At 33.1% G+C, this 20821-nt stretch carries 18 protein-coding genes and 1 pseudogene; all 19 read left to right on the top strand.

Annotated elements, in window-relative coordinates; translation table 11 throughout:
* The first annotated feature begins 1 nt into the window (after nucleotide 1).
* The 19 genes and pseudogenes from PALPR_RS05680 to PALPR_RS05595 all read left to right on the top strand — a co-directional run bounded on the left by PALPR_RS05680 (nucleotide 2) and on the right by PALPR_RS05595 (nucleotide 20818).
* Complete coding sequence (locus PALPR_RS05680) at nucleotides 2-1153, top strand: glycoside hydrolase family 99-like domain-containing protein (RefSeq protein ID WP_013444657.1); 1152 nt, start codon at nucleotides 2-4, stop codon at nucleotides 1151-1153.
* A complete protein-coding gene (locus PALPR_RS05675; RefSeq protein WP_013444656.1) occupies nucleotides 1146-2063 on the top strand; it encodes a glycosyltransferase family 2 protein in 918 nt (305 codons plus the stop codon). The genes PALPR_RS05680 and PALPR_RS05675 overlap by 8 nt, the downstream gene beginning before the upstream one ends.
* The gene (locus PALPR_RS05670) at nucleotides 2060-3070 is read left to right on the top strand and encodes a glycosyltransferase family 2 protein (RefSeq protein ID WP_013444655.1); all 1011 of its coding nucleotides are present in this window, start codon (nucleotides 2060-2062) and stop codon (nucleotides 3068-3070) included. The genes PALPR_RS05675 and PALPR_RS05670 overlap by 4 nt, the downstream gene beginning before the upstream one ends.
* 123 nt (nucleotides 3071-3193) lie before the next feature.
* Complete coding sequence (locus PALPR_RS05665) at nucleotides 3194-3967, top strand: polysaccharide deacetylase family protein (RefSeq protein WP_216086316.1); 774 nt, start codon at nucleotides 3194-3196, stop codon at nucleotides 3965-3967.
* A gap of 106 nt (nucleotides 3968-4073) precedes the next feature.
* Nucleotides 4074-4823 (top strand): FkbM family methyltransferase, encoded by a 750-nt coding sequence (locus PALPR_RS05660; protein WP_013444653.1) that lies wholly within the window; start codon nucleotides 4074-4076, stop codon nucleotides 4821-4823.
* 24 nt (nucleotides 4824-4847) lie between these two features.
* Nucleotides 4848-5813, top strand: coding sequence for a glycosyltransferase family 10 domain-containing protein (locus tag PALPR_RS05655; RefSeq protein ID WP_013444652.1), 966 nt, complete (start codon nucleotides 4848-4850; stop codon nucleotides 5811-5813).
* A 3-nt stretch (nucleotides 5814-5816) separates the two neighbouring features.
* On the top strand, nucleotides 5817-6788 hold the full coding sequence (locus PALPR_RS05650; RefSeq protein ID WP_013444651.1) for a glycosyltransferase: 972 nt from the start codon (nucleotides 5817-5819) through the stop codon (nucleotides 6786-6788).
* Between the two features lie 150 nt (nucleotides 6789-6938).
* Complete coding sequence (locus PALPR_RS05645; RefSeq protein WP_171805026.1) at nucleotides 6939-8030, top strand: acyltransferase family protein; 1092 nt, start codon at nucleotides 6939-6941, stop codon at nucleotides 8028-8030.
* A gap of 345 nt (nucleotides 8031-8375) precedes the next feature.
* Nucleotides 8376-8566: pseudogene (locus PALPR_RS16160) on the top strand (IS982 family transposase); the annotation flags it as partial.
* A 27-nt stretch (nucleotides 8567-8593) separates the two neighbouring features.
* A complete protein-coding gene (locus PALPR_RS05640; protein ID WP_013444649.1) occupies nucleotides 8594-9586 on the top strand; it encodes a glycosyltransferase family 10 domain-containing protein in 993 nt (330 codons plus the stop codon).
* Nucleotides 9587-10032: 446 nt separating this feature from the next.
* Nucleotides 10033-10887: a LytTR family DNA-binding domain-containing protein gene (locus tag PALPR_RS05635; RefSeq protein ID WP_013444648.1), complete on the top strand. Its 855-nt coding sequence runs from the start codon at nucleotides 10033-10035 to the stop codon at nucleotides 10885-10887.
* Nucleotides 10888-11399: 512 nt separating this feature from the next.
* A complete protein-coding gene (locus PALPR_RS05630; protein ID WP_013444647.1) occupies nucleotides 11400-12092 on the top strand; it encodes a hypothetical protein in 693 nt (230 codons plus the stop codon).
* Between the two features lie 733 nt (nucleotides 12093-12825).
* Nucleotides 12826-13800, top strand: a complete 975-nt coding sequence (locus PALPR_RS15335; protein WP_013444646.1) for a glycosyltransferase family 2 protein — start codon at nucleotides 12826-12828, stop codon at nucleotides 13798-13800.
* A 33-nt stretch (nucleotides 13801-13833) separates the two neighbouring features.
* The gene (locus PALPR_RS05620) at nucleotides 13834-14994 is read left to right on the top strand and encodes a glycosyltransferase family 4 protein (RefSeq protein ID WP_013444645.1); all 1161 of its coding nucleotides are present in this window, start codon (nucleotides 13834-13836) and stop codon (nucleotides 14992-14994) included.
* 39 nt (nucleotides 14995-15033) lie between these two features.
* Nucleotides 15034-16446, top strand: coding sequence for a hypothetical protein (locus PALPR_RS05615; RefSeq protein ID WP_013444644.1), 1413 nt, complete (start codon nucleotides 15034-15036; stop codon nucleotides 16444-16446).
* Between the two features lie 37 nt (nucleotides 16447-16483).
* Nucleotides 16484-17398 (top strand): glycosyltransferase, encoded by a 915-nt coding sequence (locus PALPR_RS05610; RefSeq protein WP_013444643.1) that lies wholly within the window; start codon nucleotides 16484-16486, stop codon nucleotides 17396-17398.
* 39 nt (nucleotides 17399-17437) lie between these two features.
* Nucleotides 17438-18445 (top strand): lipid II:glycine glycyltransferase FemX, encoded by a 1008-nt coding sequence (locus tag PALPR_RS05605; protein ID WP_013444642.1) that lies wholly within the window; start codon nucleotides 17438-17440, stop codon nucleotides 18443-18445.
* A 47-nt stretch (nucleotides 18446-18492) separates the two neighbouring features.
* Complete coding sequence (locus PALPR_RS05600) at nucleotides 18493-19578, top strand: DUF354 domain-containing protein (protein ID WP_013444641.1); 1086 nt, start codon at nucleotides 18493-18495, stop codon at nucleotides 19576-19578.
* Nucleotides 19579-19723: 145 nt separating this feature from the next.
* Entirely contained in the window at nucleotides 19724-20818 is a 1095-nt protein-coding gene (locus PALPR_RS05595; RefSeq protein WP_013444640.1) for a DUF354 domain-containing protein, read from the top strand.
* Nucleotides 20819-20821 lie beyond the last annotated feature (3 nt).

Raw genomic sequence — 20821 nt, 5'->3', positions numbered from 1 at the left:
CATGATTAAACCTATAGCTATATATCTCCCACAGTACCACACAATCCCAGAAAATGACGCTGCATGGGGTAAGGGGTTTACTGAGTGGATTAATGTAAAAAAAGCAGAGCCTTTATTTGAGGCTCATTATCAGCCTCATGTACCAAATGAAAGTGTAGGGTACTATGATTTATCAGAACCTGAAGTGTTGATACGCCAAGCAGCAATGGCGAAGGAATATGGTATTTATGGTTTTGCATATTATCATTATTGGTTTAATGGAAAAAGATTATTAGAAACACCACTAGATAATATGCTTCAATCAGGTAAACCTGATTTTCCATTTTTATATATTTGGGCAAATGAGAACTGGACAAAGCGCTGGGATGGTTTAGATCAAGAAATTATTATAAAACAAGATTATTCGTTAGAAGATGATAAATCTCATATCGATTTTTTATGTAAAAATGTGTTCTCGGATCAGCGATACATAAAAATAGATGAAAAGCCTGTTTTTATAATTTATCGTACCGAATTGTTTCCTGATATAAAGGAAACAGTAAAAATGTGGAGGAAAGTGGCAAAAAATAATGGATATAAAGGTCTATATTTAGTTAGAGTTGAAAGTTTTGTAGGTAAAGTAAATCCAAAAACTATTGGATTTGATGCTGCAATGGAATTTGCTCCTGATTGGTCGTGTTGTAACCCAAGTAATAAGTTTTATCCGCTGAATTGTATTGATTATCCAACGTCAGTGTTCAATATGATATTGAAAAACTACAACTACCCTGTGTTTCGATGTGTATTTCCTTCGTGGGATAATACGGCTAGGAAAAATTCTAAAGGAACAATTTTTATAAATAATGATATTGATGTTTTTAAGTATTATCTGCAGAGAATAGTAGAATTTACTCAACAAAGCACTAACAAAGAAAAGTATATATTTATAAACGCCTGGAATGAATGGGGTGAAGGTTGTCATATTGAGCCTGATTGTAGAACAAATTTTAAGTACCTTGAAGTGATAAAGCAGACATTGAAAGGAAATATGACTAATTCAAATTTTATGAATTATATTTATATAAGTAATATTGTTGTGTTTTTGAGGAGTTTTAAAATAATACGTTTATTAATGTCTGTACTTAAAGTTTCTCCATCAAAAAAAAATGCCTAAAATTTCTGTTATAGTTCCCAATTACAATCATGCACTTTATTTGAGACAACGCATTGGTAGTATATTAAATCAAACCTATGAGGATTTTGAGTTGATATTGCTGGATGATTGTTCGACGGATAATAGCGTGGAAGTATTACTTTCGTATAAAGATCATCCTAAAGTTTCACACTTGGTTTTTAATAAGCAAAACAGTGGTGGTACATTTAAACAATGGGAGAAGGGTATTGAACTTGCTAAAGGGAAATATATCTGGATAGCGGAAAGTGATGATTGGGCGGACACAACTTTTCTGGAGAAAATAATAAACGGAATCGGAACAAGTAATACTATTGGGCTGGCTTATACTACTTCAAAGTTAATTAATTCAGGAGGTGAAGTTACATTTGAAAATGAAGAACAAAACTCAAATGAACTAATAGAACATAAGGGAATCCAATTTATATCAGAAAAGTTGCTTACTTCAAATGCCATTTGGAATGCCAGCATGATGGTTTTTAAAAAAGACTTGTTTTATAAATTGAATGATACTTCATTTAAACATATGAAGTATTGTGGTGATTGGTTCTTATATGTGCAACTTTGTCAACATACCGATGTGTTGGAAATAAAACAGACCTTGAATAACTATCGCATACACAGTAATAATGTTTCATCAGAAGCCAAAAAATTGGGAATGTATTTTACCGAAGGATTCCGTGTTTTTGAATATGTTTCTCGCATTGAAGGTATTTCAATTCCGATAAGATGTTTATATGATTGGGCTAAAATGTACCAAAAGGCTGATAGAGAATATCATTTTCCAAAGGAACTTAGACATTACGTATTAAAAATGTTTTTTAATTATAATCCCTTGATTAATGTTTTTGTTTATTTCCGTATAATCCTGTCTAATCTGAAAAACGTATGAATAGAGTTACTGTTCTTTTACCGGTATACAATGGTGCCGAATTCTTAACGGAAACAATTGACTCGGTTTTAAATCAAACTTACCCCGACTTTGATTTTCTGATCATCAATGATGCCTCTACAGATAACAGTGAAGAGATAATTCTTTCATATACCGATATCCGGATTAAATATCTATTAAACGAACAAAATTTAGGTTCTATCGGTTCGCCACAAAAGGGGATGGATTTAATTCAAACAGAATATATTGCACGTATTGATCAGGATGATCTTTGGTTGCCTGACAAGCTAAAAAAACAGATAGAGTTATTAGATTCAAACCCGGGAATAGGGCTTTGTGGAACTTCTATAGAGTTGATTGGTGATAGAACGGGAGTGCGTATGTTTCCAGTAAGCAATGAACTTTTAAAGGTAGGATTTTTGTTTGGATGTTTAATGAGTCATCCCAGTGTTGTTTTTCGTAAGTCTTTTTTAATTGAGTCTGGATTACGATATTCACCTGATTATTATTTGGCGGATGACTATAAAATGTGGATTGATTGTCTAAATCATACCCAAATATATAATATCCCCGAAGTGCTTGTTTCGTACCGACAACATCAATCACAGATATGCTCTGTCCATGCACCTGCACAACTTAAAGTGAAGAATAGAGTAAGATTAGAGATGTTGGAGCGTATCTATCCCCACCCAACAGAAGAGGAAAAAGAGTTTCATTTAAAGACTTTTGCTGAACAAAAGATTGAGTCGGTGAATGACTATAAAAAGTGTATTGCATGGAAAGAAACATTGCAATTTCAAAATAAATTAAACGGTTTTTATATTCAGGCACGTGTGCTGGATAAAGAGCTGAATAAATATATGCAAGCAGGGTATAAAAAATATGTTTTAAACCGGTATTTTAAAAAAAAATCGATAATCAATGGTTTACGATATGCTTGTTCATTTGACTGGCGATATCTGAGTTTAAGAAGAAATTTGTCGTTGTTTTATAAATGTATTTTATAGATGTTAACTCTCTTTTTTAAAATAAAGCGAAAACTCTATAAGTTATTTCATCCTGTCTGGGGTGATATTCTTATGCTACATCGCGTTGTGCAAAAGCAAAGTCAACTTGAAGCTAATAGACAGATGGAAATTACGCCTGAGTTTTTAGAAAAAACGATATTGGATTATCAGGCCAGAGGCTATCTGTTTGTTTCGTTGGACGAAGTGCATGAAATAGTGAGTAAACAGAAAAGATTAAGGCAGAAATTTGTCTGTTTTACGTTCGACGATGGATATGCCGATAATTACGAGTTGGCTTATCCTATTTTTAAAAAGTACAATTGTCCTTTTGCAATCTATGTCACAACCGATTTCCCTGATGGAAAGGCCTTGCTTTGGTGGTATGTGTTGGAAGATATACTTATGAATTCTGATGAATTAATATTAGGAGATGGAAGCAGGTCTGACTGCTCAACCATAGATAAGAAGAATGAAACCTTTGTTCTGGTGAAACAAAAAATATTTGATTCACAATCACCACAAATAGAACAGACATTAAATCAGTTGTTTACTAATTATAATTATTCATTCAAGGATAAGAATAAATCTTTAGCTTTGAGTTGGGAGCAAATAAGGATATTGTCAACAGATAACCTTTGTACAATTGCTTCACATACGTTATCACATGGTGTGCTCACTAATATGAGTGATGATCGAGTGAAAACAGAGCTGAACGAGTCAAAATTAAAGCTGGAAAGACAAATAGGTAAAAAAGTTTTCCATTTTGCTTATCCCTATGGAGCCTGGAATGATTCTGTGCTCATACAAGTAGCAGATGCAGGATATAGTACAGCAGTACTGGCAAATGGGGGAAAAGTAAGACGAGATAATTCTCAGTTTAAATTACAACGAATATGACTGATTGTGAATTTTATGCAATTATATAAAAATATTTTAGATAAAATTAATGATTGTTTATTAATGGAATAGTTGTATATTTGCGTGGTTTTATATGTAAATAAGAATGAGTAAAAATCTTAAATATTCACAATACAAGCAGGATAAGTTTGTAGATATATATTTTAAAAAGAAGGATAATGGTTTTTTCCTAGATATCGGTGCTTATGATGGTGTCTCATTTTCTAACTCTTATTTTTTAGAAAAAGAAAGGGGCTGGGCTGGTATTTGCATTGAACCTAATCCGGTTGTTTTTGTTCAGTTGAAAATAAACAGACTGAGCCAGAATTATAATGTGTGTATTTCAGATACTGAAGGTAGTGTTGTTTTCAGAAAAGTCGTTGGTTATTCCGAAATGCTGAGTGGTATTTTGGAGTTTATGGACCAGAAACATATAGATAGAATAAATGACGAATGTGCTAAATATAATAGTAATTTTGAGGATATTAGGGTTGAGAGCAAAAACTTAAACGCTATCCTGAAATCTAATAATATTAGACACATTGATTATTTAAGTATCGATACAGAGGGTGCGGAATCGACAATTATAAAGTCTATTGATCTAAATGAAATTAATATTGAATTTCTTACAATCGAAAATAACGATTCGTCCGATGAACTCCGATTTTATCTCAAGGATAAAGGCTATAAATGTATAAAATCAGTTACCGACGATTTTTTTATCAAGACAAGCCGGTCATTATTGTATTTTCGGTTACAAGTGTTTTTGTTTGTTTTGGCATACACTTGGCGGAAAAAATTTCCTCTTATTTCAAAGACAGAAAAAAGAATTAAATCAATGATCAAAAAACTCTGATATATAAATAGTTTTATACTAAATATGAATATTTCTGATAGCTTGAAGCTGTTTAATTTTTTTTTTAACAGGTATTCGGATGATACAAGGTTAAACAAGAATGGTCAGATTCGTTTTTATAACTTTTGGGATACTCAACTACCACATGAAATGTGGTTTACACGTTTTATACAGCATCATAAACTAAATAGCAATTATTCAGCTAAAATAAATTTTTATTCAGTATTAGGTCCGGCAGAAACATTAAAATATAGACGGAAAGGTTTGAATATCTTCTTTTCCGGCGAAAATATGCATGACGAACGCTTCGATGAGTATAGGTTGGCTTGCGAAAAGAAGCCGTTTGACTTATCTATAGGGTTTGATGGTGATAATTTTGGATCCAACATACGATTTCCATTGTGGATACTGTATTTATTTGAACCGGAATCGACTTATGAAGATATTAAAGTAAAAGTTGGCAGATTATCTAAAAAGTCAGCTGATAACAGAGTTCGTTTTTGTTCATTAGTTGCCAGTCATGATTGGAATGGGATACGTACAGAAATAATGGATTCACTTCAGTCTATTGATATAGTTAGCTCCGGAGGTAAATTCAGACAAAATACGAACGAGTTGTATACAACTTATAATGATAATAAACATGAGTTTTTAAAACAGTTTAAGTTCAATATCTGTCCCGAAAATTCTAATGCCGAAGGATATATAACTGAAAAAATATTTCAGTCGATTGAAGCTGGTTGTATTCCCGTTTATTGGGGTGCAAATAATAGGCCTGAACCTGAAATTCTGAATCAGGATGCTATTTTCTGCTGGAATCAGGGAAAAGATAATACAAACTTACTAAATGTGATTAACGATTTGACCATGGACGAAAATAAGTATATTGATTTTGCTTCGCAGCAGCGCTTTTTGCCGCATGCAGCCGAGGTGATTTGGAGCTATTTTGAAACCTTAGAACAAAAAATGAGATATTTGACAACTCAATAAACAATGTTCGTTTCCATCATCATCCCCGTCTACAACGTAGAGCAATACCTACGGGATTGTCTTATTTCGGTTGTTGCACAAACTTATCCTGATTACGAGGTGATTTGTGTGAATGATGGGTCAACGGATGGAAGTTTGGTTATCTTGGAGGAGTTTCGGAAGAAATATAATAAGATATCAGTCATCTCCCAGCAAAACAAAGGATTAAGCGTTGCACGCAATGCCGGTATACAGGCTGCTAAAGGTGATTATTTGTTTTTCCTGGATAGCGATGACTGGATAGAACCAAAAACGTTGGAGATACTGGTGCAGAAACAATGTGGAGAAGATTTAGTGTGTTTTAATGGTTGCAGGGTATTTGAAGATGGAAGGACTGAAGAACCGGACAGTGGAATAGAAGAAGCGCTTTTGACCGGTTGGGAGTATTACTGCAAATATGCTCTGGTTCGTCGGAAGTTTCATTTTGTCTGTTCTGTGTTGCGGTTGTATCGTCGGGAATACTTGTTGGAACACAAGTTGTTTTTTGAAGAAGGTATTTACCACGAAGATAATCTCTTTACACCTCTTGCTTGTTATTATGCACAAACTGTAAAAGTAATACCAGATTGCCTATATGTTTATCGTATTCGCCAAGGTAGTATAACCCAATCTGTCAATTTGCAACGGCTTTATGATATGATTACTGTAGCTAATAAACTGTCAGCTTTCTTTATTTTAATTAACAGTATAGATAAAAGTCAACTTTATAGGGAAATTGCCGGTGAGTATTTCGGAGCTTTTACAAGTAATAATGCTAAGTTATTCGGCAACAAGGATGCTGAGATAAAAAGACGTATTAATTGGCAAAGTTTTAAGAAAGTAAGTGTTTATCATCGGCATAGGCGAATTTATATTTTATTAACTTTTCATCCTTTGTTATTTAGAATGTATATGGGCTTAGAATCACTTTTAAAGTATTTAATAAGGCTCTTCTAAATTTATTTTTAGAAGATGAATGCCTACAATTTGATAGTCAACCCGGATTATCGCCCAGTTCAGAAATGTAATATGCGAGTATTTCGAAATGCTTCAGCATGGGTTGTGCGTAAATTAATGTTAATCGTTATGTCTATATATGCTAATCGTATGGAAGAACCAAAAACTCTAAACAAGAAAGCCCCAAATAAACGAAATAACTTTTTAGATTTTATAAAAGGTATTGCTATTATTTTAGTTGTTTTAGGGCACTCAATTCAATATGGAAACGGTGCATATTATTTTAGGAATTCCTTATTCTATGAAAATGTCCTTTTTAAAGTAATATATAGTTTTCATATGCCCGTATTTATGATGATAAGTGGTTATCTATTTTATTATACAATGCAAAATCATTCAAATAAAGAAGTATTATTAAGTAGAATAACTAGGTTTTTGATCCCAATATTTAGCTGGAACGGGTTGTTTTTGATATTTCACTTTGCAACACATTTTATTCATCATAATATTATTCTACATGATTTTATTGGTGTTAATTTAAAGACAGAAATGTCGAATTATTTTCGTTCAAGTTTTCAGACAATTTGGTTTTTGTGGGCAATTCTATGGTGCTCGCTAATAGTAATGATATCTAATAGATTATTTAAAGATAGTATAATCATATACATATTAGTTTTTCTGTTGACGTTTATTATCCCTGACTCATTTAATATCTCTCTGTATAAGTATATGTATCCATTTTTTATAATTGGTTACTTTTATTGTAAAAATAAGGAAGCTGTTTATAAAATACTACAGAAGATAAATAGTATTTATCTTCTGTTAGTTGGATGTCTGATTTATTTATTTTTAATGCAGTTTTATAACAATAGTTCATATATATATACTAGTGGATATACAATTATAGGAAGAAATGCACTAACTCAAATTGCTATTGATATTTATCGATTGATTGTTGGTTTGTTTGGAGGCATTTCTCTGATTGTTATTGTCAATAAACTATTTAAGTTTGAAACTTTTTCTAAAGAAGATATTATAACAAAACTTGGTATTAATTCTTTGGGTATTTATATCGTTTCATGTTATCTTTTTATATTTGTACAAAAGTTGACTACAAACTTATCAATAAATTATATTGTTTCTCTGTTTGAAACAATAGTTGTTTTGATTGTTTCATATCTAATTATTTATTTTTTGAAGAAGAATCGAATTGCAAATATTCTTCTTCTTGGTAAACGATAAAAATAAATATTAATAAATTCAATAAGCTTATTTCTATTGCCCGATAAAATATATATATATTTAAATTCTTGATAAATTAAAGATTTAATAAAATTCTCATTTATCTATTCCCAGATACAATGTAGAAAATGAAAATTGTTTTTTGTAAAAGAGCGAATCCATAAAGTGTTGATGAAGAAAAATGACTAGCTTAGATAACTGTTTTGACATTATATCTTTGAAATATGGAAACTAAGTCACTACGAAGAGCTATTATATGTAAAGAAAACTTCTAAGCAAGTTTCTCCAAAGGTTATTGTTTCAGTCATAAGTTGCATTTATATGGCTACAAAATCTCTATTGAAAAAAACAAGAAAATGTATTGAGACACTCTTTTCTCAACTTTGTGATCAGTGTATAATTCGTCGAAAATACGCTAAGTCTTTTACGGATATAAAAACAGAGTTCTATCTAAAATAACTTCACTAACGGTTATTCAAATGATAAACAAATTATTAAATATAAATATCGACAATATAAAATCACTTGTAGTTTAAATGCACGACGAGTTATAAAAAGTATATATGTGTTCAAATATCAAAAAGAAATATAGATTATATAGAAATTATTTTAGAGACTATAAAGAATCTAACAAGTATCAGGTAAGGTGCTTTAATACTCTAATTTATGACATGAATACATACTTGAGTCGAAAACATACTCCAAATCATTGGCTGTACAGATTCATCGTGGATAGAGTAGGTATTCATAAATACACAAAAAAGAAACTAAGTATATTTGGCGCTAATGGATATAGAGAAGCTATAACTCTGAATAAAGATAAATTTAAATTATTTTATACTGCAGAGAATATTCATGATGAAGGCTCCTGGTGGACTCAATATGAAGATTTGCTGATTCAGGAACAATCTGTTTCCTTATCTTTGGGATTTGACTATATTACCAACCCTCAGTATTTACGTTTCCCTTTTTGGATGATGGTACATTTTGATCCGGAAGATAATTACGAAATAATAAAACAAAAATGTCAAGCTTTGTCATATCATAGAGACATAGATGTAAAAGACAAATTTTGCTCTTTTATTTGCAGAAATGATTATAATGGAGATAGAAAGTTCTTTTATGATTTGATTAATTCTATTGATAAAGTAGATTGTCCAAGTACTTTTATGCACAATGATGAAAATTTATTATTAAAGTACAATAACGATAAAAGAGCGTATTTGAAGAAATATAAATTCAATCTCTGTCCAGAAAACTCAAATTTTGAAGGACTTGTCACAGAAAAGATTTTTGATGCAATCTACTCCGGTTGTATCCCAATCTACTGGGGTGCAGAAAATAATCCGGAACCAGATATTTTAAACTCCGATGCTATTATTTTTCTTAAGAAAGGCGATAATTCTTCGGTTTTAAATGATATTGAGTATTTGTATAAAAATAAAAATGAGTTTATAAGGTTTACGTCTCAAGCTCGCTTAAAAGCCGAAGCTCCAGAAATAATATATAACAGTTTTCAACAGTTAGAAAGAAAAATCATTCAGATTATTTCATAATAAATTTCTCTACAGCCACGTAGCACTTCTCTTTCGCCGCACGGCGGTTCTAAATAGACGTATGGCTTTTCCATTCCGCCGCATGTCAGTTTCAAATAGCTGTATGGCTTTTCTCTTCCGCTATATGTCCATTTCAAAAGGCCGTGTGGCTTCTTTGTTTCGCCGCACGGCTTTTCTTTTTTGCCGCACTGCTTTTTACTTTCGCCATTGAACTATTTCTGTCCAATAGCTTGATATCAAGTTTAAAATAGAGTCTTTCGCAAATGTATTAGGGAGATAAGTCTATTCTAATGGAATAAATAATAACTAAATATACAAAATGCAAATATAATGTAGTAATGTAAAAAATGGTAAGTGAAAATAATAGGGAAATAAATAATTAACGTTATATTTGTAGCGTCATTTTAACTGTGATTTGTGGTTTTAATTATTTATTTGTTTGTTTTATGAGTGATTTTCAGGGACTGAATATAGTTGTTCAGAAACAGTTATATTCATTTATTGCTTTATTGAAAGAAAAACGACTACAGCTTCTTATTGCGACTACAGCCATTGTAGTCATAACTTTTTTCCTGTACGATGCCGAACCTTATAATATATCACTCTGGCAGGATCGGTACAAAATCTTTAAACTTTCAGGCTTTGGATTCATTTACGTAGTCACAATCTGTCTATGTCTGTTGTTTACTCCCCAAAACATCATTTATCCGGTAGTGTTGAGCATAATCTCAGTATTTAGATTGGGAGTCTTGTTTGTTCTGGTTGTGCTATGTGCCGGCGTATTTAGTTGGCTCTATACTGTTTATATTTACGAGGAATATCCGGCTGACGCTTTTTCATTATTCAAATCGATCAAACATGTATTTAGCTTCAGTTTGTTTTTTCTCTTGTATTATATTGGGTATTTGCTGTGGTGTGATAAAAAGTATAGATTGAAACAGCATAGAAAAATGGACACAATTACTCTTGATAAATTTACTGTCATTCCTACGGATATTTTGCTTATAAAATCAGACGAAAATTATATTTTTCTACACTATATGCTCGAAAATTCTCCTAAAAAGATTCATCTGCGCTATAAAATATCGGATGCTGAAAAACAATTGTCGGCATACAATCAGTTTGTGCGTGTTCAAAAATCTTATTTGGTGAATATGATGTATGTCAACAGAGAGGATTTAGATAGAAATCCGAAACTTTTAAAAATAGATGGAATAGATGAAAGAATAGTCATCGGAAAAACATTTAAACGAAATTTAAAGAAATGGCAGGAATTAGTAATTAACGTGAGTTCGATATAAGATTCTTTTGAATTTCACTATTTTACAAGTCCGAAGGCTTCGGCGTGAGCTCAGTCGAACGGACTTGAATATGAATAACCGCGGGTGTAACCCGTGGAAAAGACAGAACCTGAATGCGAACCCTGAATGGGGTTCAATATATAAATATGTGATATTGAACCCCCATTCGGGGTTCTGATTGTTTTGTACAAATACCACGGGTTACACCCGCGGTTATTCACATTGAATCCTTTTCAGGATTCTAAATCCACTTATAATTGATTTTTAGCTGTTTGCTTATATCGAACTCACGTTAATTAATACTATCCATTGATTATCCTCCTTCAACTTTCGTCACTATTCATATACCGTTTGTCACAGCCTCTTTTTGTTTGTCACAATTCAGTTGGCATTTGTCACAAAGTAACTGGTGTGTATTTTGTTTTGAAAATCAACAATCTATATTTGCTGCGGTTTCTCTCCTGATTGGTTTAGGTAGAACCGAATTTATTCACCCTTAAATATAGAATGATATGCCAAATTCAAGAGTACCCCAAGCAATTGTTGATTTTAATTTGTATGTAAATAATGCGTTAGACTATTTAAACGCCGGAACACCAAAGAATAGCGAACGCTTAACTATTACAGACGATGAACTTACTTTATTGACCGGAATTGTTACCCGCTGGAATCCTTTGTATGTTTTATACAGCGACAAAGAAAAGACTCGTACAACTGTTGTAATAGCCCAGTTACAGGATTTGATAACCGAGTTTAATGATTTAAACCAGTCGAAACATTTATTGAACCGAATAGCCGCTTCGGCTAATGTAACTGTAGTGGATTTAAAAACCTTTAATATCAAAAGTGGATCAACCAAACGTTCTGTTGCAGTACAACCTATTCAGGTAGGAGTTGATGTATCTATTCAGTTATTAGGTGGTGGATCGGTAACGATTAAATGTCGCGAAGACGGAAGCTCGAGTGCCTCTATTATTGATGAAGCAGACTGTGTACAATATGCTTACATGGTAGGAAAAACTCCGCCCGAATCGGCCGATGCTGTAGGTCTTAATCGGAATATCAGTACAAGGGCTACTTTTACGCTTTCTCTGGGCTCGGGAGTTTCTGCACAATCCCTATACATTTACTTACGTTGGTATAATACCAAACATCCCGAACTTGCAGGACCCTGGACACGTTTAGTAAGTACTGTTATTGTTTAAAATAATAAATCAGGGGTTACAAGTAAAAAGAAAGAGAATGTCTGTAAGGCATTCTCTTTTTGAATTTAAGTAATAGGCAATAACTATTAGTATAAGATTCGATTAAGAACCACTTGATACAAAATGGTTCAATTCAATTCTTATCATTCTTATCTCATAAATAGAAATGGTTGGAATAACTAATCTGAGATTTGTTCGGATTTATTCTACTATGCCTAAAAAACGAGGAAAAAAATATTATCTTTGCTTATTAAATATTTTGACAATAAATTAAGTAGTTACGAGTATTTAAGTAGGACGAACAATTAAATGTCGTATATTGATTCGTGACAATTCATATTTCCACAAATTATTTCTCGAATTAATTTGTGGAAATTCGTGCAATTTGTGGTTTTAAATAATCATTAAACCACTAACCAACTGTCAGTGAAGCTAATTACACAAATTTACACGAAAGTAGGAGAATTAAGAAATGTGACATTATATAGTTTCAATTACTTAGTTACGGGTTACAAGTCTTATTCACTGAATGTTATTTTGGAATAATATATCAGTAATTATTTTTTATCATTTAAATCCCGAGAGGTGTTTTTAACTAAATGTAAAATCCGAACTTTTTGTAGAAACTTTATCCGAGTATTCACAGAGGCTTTTTCCAATCATATATGGATCTTGTTTTTGAAAAGGAATAATTTGTTAATCATTTATCGCTAACCGCAAATCTTTAAAGAAATTGTTTTCAGTAATAATTCCTCTTTATAATAAAGCCCCGTATGTGGAAAAAGCCATAAACTCGGTGCTCTCTCAAACTTATAGGGAGTTTGAACTGATTGTTGTGAATGATGGTTCAACGGATGATTCTCTGAATGTTGTACAAACTTTTTTTAAGTCCCCTTTAGGAAATTTAGGGGCTTTTTCTCCCTCTTTAGGGGGATGGGGGGTTTTAACTCAAAGCAATTTGGGCGTTTCCATTGCCCGAAACAATGGAGTAAAAGTAGCACAATACGATTATATCGCTTTTCTGGATGCCGACGATTGGTGGGAACCAACCTATTTGGAAGAAATGAAGCTATTGATTGAAGAATTTCCTCAGGCCGGAATATATGGTAGTGGATATTTTCTGATAAAAAATGGAGTAAAGCGTATTGCTCCGGTAGGAGTAGAGAGGACATTTAAAAAAGGAGAGATAAATTACTGCAGAACTTACTCCAATACACTTTGTATGCCGCTATGGACAGGGTCAACGATTATCAGAAAAACAATTTTTGAATCGGAACATGGATTTAAACCGACATTGAAGCTCGGTGAAGATTTTGATTTGTGGATTCGGGTAGTTCAAAAATATCCTGTGGTGATTTTAAACAAACCGTTGTCGAACTATAATCAGGATGTGGAACTGGCAAATAGAGCCATTGGTGAAAAGTTATATGAACCATACGAGCACATGCTTTTTACCGATTATGGAGCATTACAAAGTAATCCGGAATTTCGATATTTATATGAACAACTGGCATTGTATGGTTTGTTGCCATATTATCTGACAGGAAAAAATGAGAAAGAAGTAAAACTGATTTTATCCGGAATTAATTGGAAAGATCATGCTTTCAAGTATAGATTGTATTATAAGATATTGCCAATAGTAATCGTGCAGTTTTGGATGCATTTTTTGAAGATTGGATCAATTGTGAAACAAAAAATGCTTACTTAAAAAAACTCATTAATTAGACTAATTCACATTATAATGAAGATATGCCAAATAGGACCTTTCCCTTTAAACGCTTCTTGTATTCAGGGGGGTGTTGAAGCTTCTGTATATGGCCTTTCAATGGAACTTGCTAAGACAAATCAAGTGTTTGTGATTGATATACCAAGATATGAAATTAAAAGCGATTTTATCGAAAAAAATGATCAAATAACCAGTTATCGGTTTTCAGCTCCAAGTCAACGGAATTTCACAACGATTTTTAGATTAAAGAAAATAGTATCAATAATCCGTGTGCAACAACCTGATCTTTGTCATATTCATACTACCAGTTTATTTTCATTAATATGTTACATTTCTTTGAAGTTATTGCATTTTCCATGTATAGTTACTGTTCATGGTTTAGCACATATAGAAAAGAGAAATGTTTGGCATAAAAGGCATAGTTTAAGAAACCTATTGAAATATTGGGGTCAAAGTATAACCGAATTTTTATATTTGAGTATTTGTCCAATATTGATTGCAGATACAGAGTATGTTGCTAATACCATTAAACACTATAAGAATCAGAGGAAAATTTTTAAAATGCCAATTTGTAAAGTTATTCCGCAAGGGGTGAATTCTGATTTTTTTCAATTGAAGAAATCAATCGAAAGAAATCATTTATTAGCAGTTGGAGCAATAAACAGGCGCAAAGGTCATCTTAATCTGATTGAAGCAATGAAAAAAGTAAAACTTCAGATTCCTGATTTTTTCCTTTCTATAGTGGGAGTCGTATCCGATGGTGATTATTATAAGTTGATTCAGAGCACTATACTTGAATATGATCTTGAAAATAATATTAAAATTTATCCTAATGCTTCATTCGTTGAGATTCAGGTTTTATTTAAAAAGTCAGAATTATTTGTATTGCATAGTGAAGAGGAATCGCAAGGTATAGTTTTCTGTGAAGCAATGGCTGCCGGAATACCAATAGTTGCAACTAATGTTGGAGGTATTCCCTGGATTGTTGAAAATAATGTGAATGGATTATTATCTGATTTTGGTGATATCAATACTTTTGCTGATAATGTAATTAAATTGTTGAAAAATGGTTTAATTAGAAGTGAAATTGCCAAAAGAAATAGATTAGAGTCATTCAAATACGATTGGTACTTTATATCAAATGAAATAATGAATTTGTATAAAACGATGATTTAATATTATCTTTGAACATTAATAAAGACTACTGAATATAATATGCTTAATTTCATACCTAAATACTTTACTGAAAAGGCTATTCTACTTTATTTAGGAGCGTTACTGGTTATAAGTTTAGTTTTCTTCTCGCGTGCACTTCCGTTAATGTTTATGACTTTTGGTTTTGTTGAAGTGGCGGCATTCTTTTATTTTGCCAACACATTAACTAAAAAATGGTCATCTTTTTCTCAAAAAAGGTTCAGATTAAATCTTTTTTACACAGCCTTACTCATTCGATTAGGCTGGTTTATATTTAGTTACTTTTTTTATACAGCCAGGTATGGTATTCCATTTGAATTCGAAGCTCGTGATTCACGTGGTTATGATGAATCTGCTGTTTGGATTAATAATCTTATTGTAGCGAATCAGGGATTTAAACCTTTCCTAGACAGTTTAAAAGGTGGATATTCGGATGCAGGATATGCAATTTACTTAGGGATACAGTACTACTTTACCGATAATTCTATAATAATTGCCCGATTACTTAAGGTGCTGTACGGAGCTTTAACCTGTGTGTTGATTTATAAATTTGCAGTACGTAACTTTGGTGAAGAAGTAGGACGAATGGCAGGGATTTTCTGTATGCTTATGCCTAACATGATTTATTATTGTGGGCTGCATTTAAAGGAAACAGAAATGATTTTACTTACTGTCTGGTTTATGGAACGAGCCGATGCTATGTTGCGTAACAAAAATTTTAATTTTGCAGAAATAGCTCCACCTTTACTTTTAGCAGGTTTACTATTCTTTTTCCGAACTGTATTGGGTGGTGCTGCGCTTTTTGCTTTATTTACTGCGTTAATGTTTTCATCCTCGCAAGTTGTGGGTTGGGGAAAGAGGTTGGTAATAACTGTTTGGGTAATTGGAACAGTTTTTTATTTTGTTGGTGGGCAAATATCTACCGAGGTAGAACAGGCATGGAAAGACAAAGATGAAAATCAAGCAACATCCATGGAGTATCGTGCCAAGCAAGAAAATGGAAATTCGTTTGCTAAATATGCTTCAACAGCCGTATTTGCTCCTATTATTTTTGTTATGCCATTCCCAACCATGGTCTATACAGATGGACAAGAAAATTCCCAATTGTTGCATGGAGGATATTATGTAAAGAACTTTATGGCTTTCTTTGTTCTGCTGGCTTTTATCTGGGTAATTAAGAATAAAAAATGGAGGGATTACACATTGATAGGTTCATTTACTATAGGATACTTAGGCGTTATAGCAATGAGTTCATTTGCTCAGGCAGAGCGTTTTCACTTACCTGCATTACCATTTCTGTTGATTATGGCTGCTTTTGGCTTAAGCAAGATGACAAATAGTGATAAGAAATATTTCAAATTGTATATGATATTTGTTTTTATTGCACTAATCGCATGGAATTATGTGAAACTTGCAGGAAGAGGATTGGCGTAGAGGATTGGTAGTTGGTAGTAAGTAGTAAGTAGTGAATATGAGAGTAATAATCGTTTGTAGCCGTAATTCAGGGAAGATTGTTCCTTTTATTCAAGAGCAAGGTGATGCTTTGTCTCAGTTAGGAGTGGAGGTTGCTTACTTTTCGATAGAAGGAAAGGGACTCTGTGGTTACCTGAAAAACAAAAAACGATTGTTATCGAAGATAAATGAGTTTATGCCTGATTTGATTCATGCTCATTATGGATTGTCGGGTTTATTGGCAAATCTCCAGCGTAAAATACCCGTAATTACTACGTATCATGGCAGTGATATTAATAATACTAAGATATTTCCACTGTCCAGATTGAATATGATTTTGTCGGTTCATAATATCTTTGTTTCAGAGAAAAATAGATTGAAATCAAATCAAACCCGTAATCAATCATTGATTCCATGTGGCGTTGATATTAGTCTATTTCAACCAACGAATAAGCTTGAAGCTCGTCAGCAGTTAAGTTTGAATGCAGATAAAAAGTATATTTTGTTTGCAGGAGCCTTCACAAATTCTGTAAAGAACCCGGATTTAGCTAAATCAGCCCTATTATTCTTTCAAGATGTGGAACTTTTAGAACTCAAAGGCTATTCACGGCCTGAAGTTGCTTTACTTTTAAATGCAGTAGATTTATTGTTGCTAACCAGCTTTTCTGAGGGGTCTCCTCAAATCATCAAAGAAGCAATGGCCTGCAATTGTCCGATAGTTTCCGTATCGGTTGGTGATGTAGAAGATGTAGTTTCAGGTATAAATGGCTGTTATATTTCGTCTTATCAGCCGACTGATATTGTTGCTAAAATTAAGCAGGCACTTGCTTTTGGAGGGCGAATTCAGGGACGAAATCGAATAATAGAAATGGGCTTAGATAGTGATTCTATCTCAACTAAAATACTGAATGTCTATAATAAAGTACTTTCGTAAGGAAAACAATGAAGCTATCCTTTTTTATTAAGTTTCTACATGATTAGAATTCACACAGCTTTTTCAGATATAGATTTAAAGCAATGGGAAGAACTTGTTTCTAGTTCTGACGTTGCATCTTTTTTCCAAACATTGGAATGTTACGAGTTTTATGCAACTCTGACATTTTTAAAGCCATTTGTTTATGCTGTATCCGAAAATGAAAAATTGACGGGTTTGGTTTGCGGCTATGTGATTTCTGAAGGAAATTTCATTAAGAGATTCTTTAGTCGTCGGGCTATTGTTCCGGGAGGGCTATTACTTGATAATGAAATATCTACTGATGCGCTACAGTTTTTATTGAATCACCTTAAGCAAGAACTTAATAAGCAAAGTATTTATATAGAAATACGAAATTTCAACGATTATTCGCTTTTTCGTACTGGTTTTGAATTAGCGAATTTTGTTTACCAGCCTCACTTGAACTTTCATGTGGCTACTCAGGATGTCGATTCGGCTAATATGCAACTTAACCGCACCAAACGAAGAGATATAAAACTTTCGCGCAAAGAAGGTGCAGAATGGCTAGAAACTACAGAACGGGAGGATGTAAAGTCCTATTATAAATTATTACAGCATTTATATAAAACTAAAATAAAAACACCTCTGTTTCCACTTGAGTTTTTTGAAAAGATAGTCTTGTCCCAATATGGAAAACTTTTTGTAGTAAAGCATCAAGGGAGTATAATAGGAGGGAGCATTTGTGTGATGATGGGAAACAGAACTGTTTACGAATGGTTTGTCTGCGGATTAGATGGACAAATAAAAAATATTTATCCATCTACAGTAGCAACCTGGGCAGGCATTGAATACGCAGCATTAGATGGCTATGAGAAATTCGACATGATGGGTGCCGGTAAACCGGATGAAGGATATGGTGTAAGAGAATTTAAATCTAAATTTGGTGGCGAACTTGTTGAACACGGTCGCTTTTTGTATATTTTCAACTCCCGATTATACTCGCTTGGAAAATATATTATTGGAAAATTAAAAGCCCAAAGGAAATAGTTTGTCATTATTTATCACTTATCATTAATAACTAACCATTATCACGGATGAATATACTAATGGATATTGCTCATCCAGCTCATGTGCATCTACTTAGGAGTACGTATTATGAGTTGACAAAGCGAGGACACAAAGTTTTTGTAACAGTTAAGGATATACCGGCAGCAATTAAACTGTTAGATATTTATCAGATTCCCTACACATATTTAGGAGGCAAGAAAGATAGTTTGATAGGTAAAGCTCTTTTACAATTGAAGTATGATTTTAAAATATGGAGATTGGTAATTTCTAATAAAATCGAAATTGGATTTAGTTCGTCACTCACCATTACACATATTTCCCGAATAACGGGAATGAAATCAATATTTTTGGATGACGATGATGATGTTGTTGAACCTCTTGTTGTAAAATATGCTCATCCTTATGCCGACGTAGTGCTTAGTCCGGAGTGCGCTCAAAGAGCCACTTCAAAGCGAGTTGCTTACAGGGGTTATCACGAGTTAGCTTATTTACAACCAAGTCGATTTACTCCTGATTCATCCGTATTGAAAGAAATTGGTTTAAAAGAAGGTGATACTTACTTTGTGTTACGTTTTAATGCTTTTAAGGCACATCATGATGTTGGTGTGATGGGTTTGTCTATTGAGAATAAGCGTAAGCTGATAGAATATCTGGAGCAGAAAGGAAAAGTGTTCATAACAACGGAACGAAGCATAGACGATGAGTTTAAGAAGTACCAATTGCTTCTATCTCCTGAAAAAGTGCATTCGCTAATTTATTATGCCACTATGTTGATAGGCGATAGCCAGACCATGACATCCGAAGCAGCTGTACTCGGAACACCGGCTATACGAAGCAACAGTTTTGTCGGGCAAATCTCATATCTGGAGGAGGAAGAACATAAATATGGTTTGACTTATGGTTTTTTGCCGGGCAAGTTTGATGCCATGCAACTAAAGATTGAAGAGTTACTGTCGTTGACTAATTTAAAGGAAATATGGCAGGAACGACGAATGAAAATGTTGAAAGATAAAATTGATGTGACAGCATTTTATGTATGGTTTATTGAAAAATATCCCGATAGCAAACAAATTATGAAAGAAAATCCGAATTTTCAAGATTGCTTCAGGTGAAATAATGTTACATATGCATTTTTATTGTACTTTTGAAACAAATTTGATTTATAGTTAAAATGTACTGAAAAAAGTAAGACTCCAAAATCTTATCTAATCTCTGGTAATACAAGTTCTTTTACTTTAGATGGAGATAAATGCTCAAATGAAAATACTCGTATATTTAGGTCATCCTGCCCATTTTCATATTTATAGAAACTCAATAATTAGTTGGGTGGAGGGAGGTCATCAAATATTTATCCTCATAAAGAAAAAAGATGTATTAGAAGACTTACTTATAGCGTCTAATATGTCCTTTTTTAATATTTTGGAAGAAGGAAGAGTAGATTCTACCTGGGGAATATTTGTAGGAATGCTTAAGCGTGCTATCAGGTTGTTTAAATTTTGTATCCGACATAAGCCTGATATTCTGACCGGAACAAGTGTAGAGAATTCTTTTGTGGGTAAAGTGTTGGGCATTCCCGTCGTAAACGTAAACGAAGATGATGCCGATGTTGTGCCACTCTATGCAAAGTTGAGCTATCCGTTAGCTTCTTCCATCTTAAATCCATGCGTTTGTAATAGTGGGCGTTGGGATAAAAAAGCTATTAAATATCATTCGTATCACGAACTAGCCTATTTGCACCCAAATCATTTTACTCCGGACAAAACGATAGTTGAGAGATATTTTTCACCCGATAAACCTTATTTTCTGATTCGTTTAGCAAAACTTACGGCTTATCATGACTCAGGAATCAAAGGTATTGAAGCCGAAATAACACAAAACATAATAAACCGACTGAAACCTTACGGAACAGTTTACATAAGCTCGGAGCGTGAATTGGAGCCGGAGTTTGAAAAATACCGTATTGTTTTAAATCCTTTGGATATCCACCATGTGATGGCTTTTGCACAGTTATACATTGGTGATAGTCAGACTATGGCTGCCGAAGCAGGAGTATTAGGAGTGCCTTTTATCAGGTATAATGATTTTGTAGGAAGGATAGGTTATCTCAATGAGCTGGAAAATGAGTTTGAACTTGGATACGGAATCAAAACAAATGAGGTGGAACGTTTGTATAGCACTATTGAAAAATTGGTAGCTTTGCCGAATAGATCTCAAATATTTCAGGAAAGAAGAAAAACTATGCTTTCTAAGAAAATTGATTTTGCCAAGGTGCTTACCTGGTTTATTGAAGACTATCCCAATAGTGCCAGAACGATGAAATTAAATCCCGAATATCAAAACAATTTTAAATAGTTT

It is taken from the genome of Paludibacter propionicigenes WB4 (assembly GCF_000183135.1).
GTDB lineage: Bacteria > Bacteroidota > Bacteroidia > Bacteroidales > Paludibacteraceae > Paludibacter > Paludibacter propionicigenes.
Note: the sequence above shows the minus strand (reverse complement) of the source record. Positions and strands in the feature narration are given on the sequence as shown.

Bases quoted from the DNA above. Each gene is read 5' to 3' on its own strand.
- PALPR_RS05670 (WP_013444655.1), top strand. From the start codon at position 2,060: ATGAATAGAGTTACTGTTCTTTTACCGGTATACAATGGTGCCGAATTC.
- PALPR_RS05605 (WP_013444642.1), top strand. From the start codon at position 17,438: ATGATTAGAATTCACACAGCTTTTTCAGATATAGATTTAAAGCAATGG.
- PALPR_RS05655 (WP_013444652.1), top strand. From the start codon at position 4,848: ATGAATATTTCTGATAGCTTGAAGCTGTTTAATTTTTTTTTTAACAGG.
- PALPR_RS05680 (WP_013444657.1), top strand. From the start codon at position 2: ATGATTAAACCTATAGCTATATATCTCCCACAGTACCACACAATCCCA.
- PALPR_RS05665 (WP_216086316.1), top strand. From the start codon at position 3,194: ATGGAAATTACGCCTGAGTTTTTAGAAAAAACGATATTGGATTATCAG.
- PALPR_RS05640 (WP_013444649.1), top strand. From the start codon at position 8,594: ATGTGTTCAAATATCAAAAAGAAATATAGATTATATAGAAATTATTTT.
- PALPR_RS05660 (WP_013444653.1), top strand. From the start codon at position 4,074: ATGAGTAAAAATCTTAAATATTCACAATACAAGCAGGATAAGTTTGTA.
- PALPR_RS05620 (WP_013444645.1), top strand. From the start codon at position 13,834: ATGAAGATATGCCAAATAGGACCTTTCCCTTTAAACGCTTCTTGTATT.
- PALPR_RS05635 (WP_013444648.1), top strand. From the start codon at position 10,033: ATGAGTGATTTTCAGGGACTGAATATAGTTGTTCAGAAACAGTTATAT.
- PALPR_RS05610 (WP_013444643.1), top strand. From the start codon at position 16,484: ATGAGAGTAATAATCGTTTGTAGCCGTAATTCAGGGAAGATTGTTCCT.
- PALPR_RS05630 (WP_013444647.1), top strand. From the start codon at position 11,400: ATGCCAAATTCAAGAGTACCCCAAGCAATTGTTGATTTTAATTTGTAT.
- PALPR_RS05645 (WP_171805026.1), top strand. From the start codon at position 6,939: ATGGAAGAACCAAAAACTCTAAACAAGAAAGCCCCAAATAAACGAAAT.
- PALPR_RS05595 (WP_013444640.1), top strand. From the start codon at position 19,724: ATGAAAATACTCGTATATTTAGGTCATCCTGCCCATTTTCATATTTAT.
- PALPR_RS05675 (WP_013444656.1), top strand. From the start codon at position 1,146: ATGCCTAAAATTTCTGTTATAGTTCCCAATTACAATCATGCACTTTAT.
- PALPR_RS05600 (WP_013444641.1), top strand. From the start codon at position 18,493: ATGAATATACTAATGGATATTGCTCATCCAGCTCATGTGCATCTACTT.
- PALPR_RS05615 (WP_013444644.1), top strand. From the start codon at position 15,034: ATGCTTAATTTCATACCTAAATACTTTACTGAAAAGGCTATTCTACTT.
- PALPR_RS05650 (WP_013444651.1), top strand. From the start codon at position 5,817: ATGTTCGTTTCCATCATCATCCCCGTCTACAACGTAGAGCAATACCTA.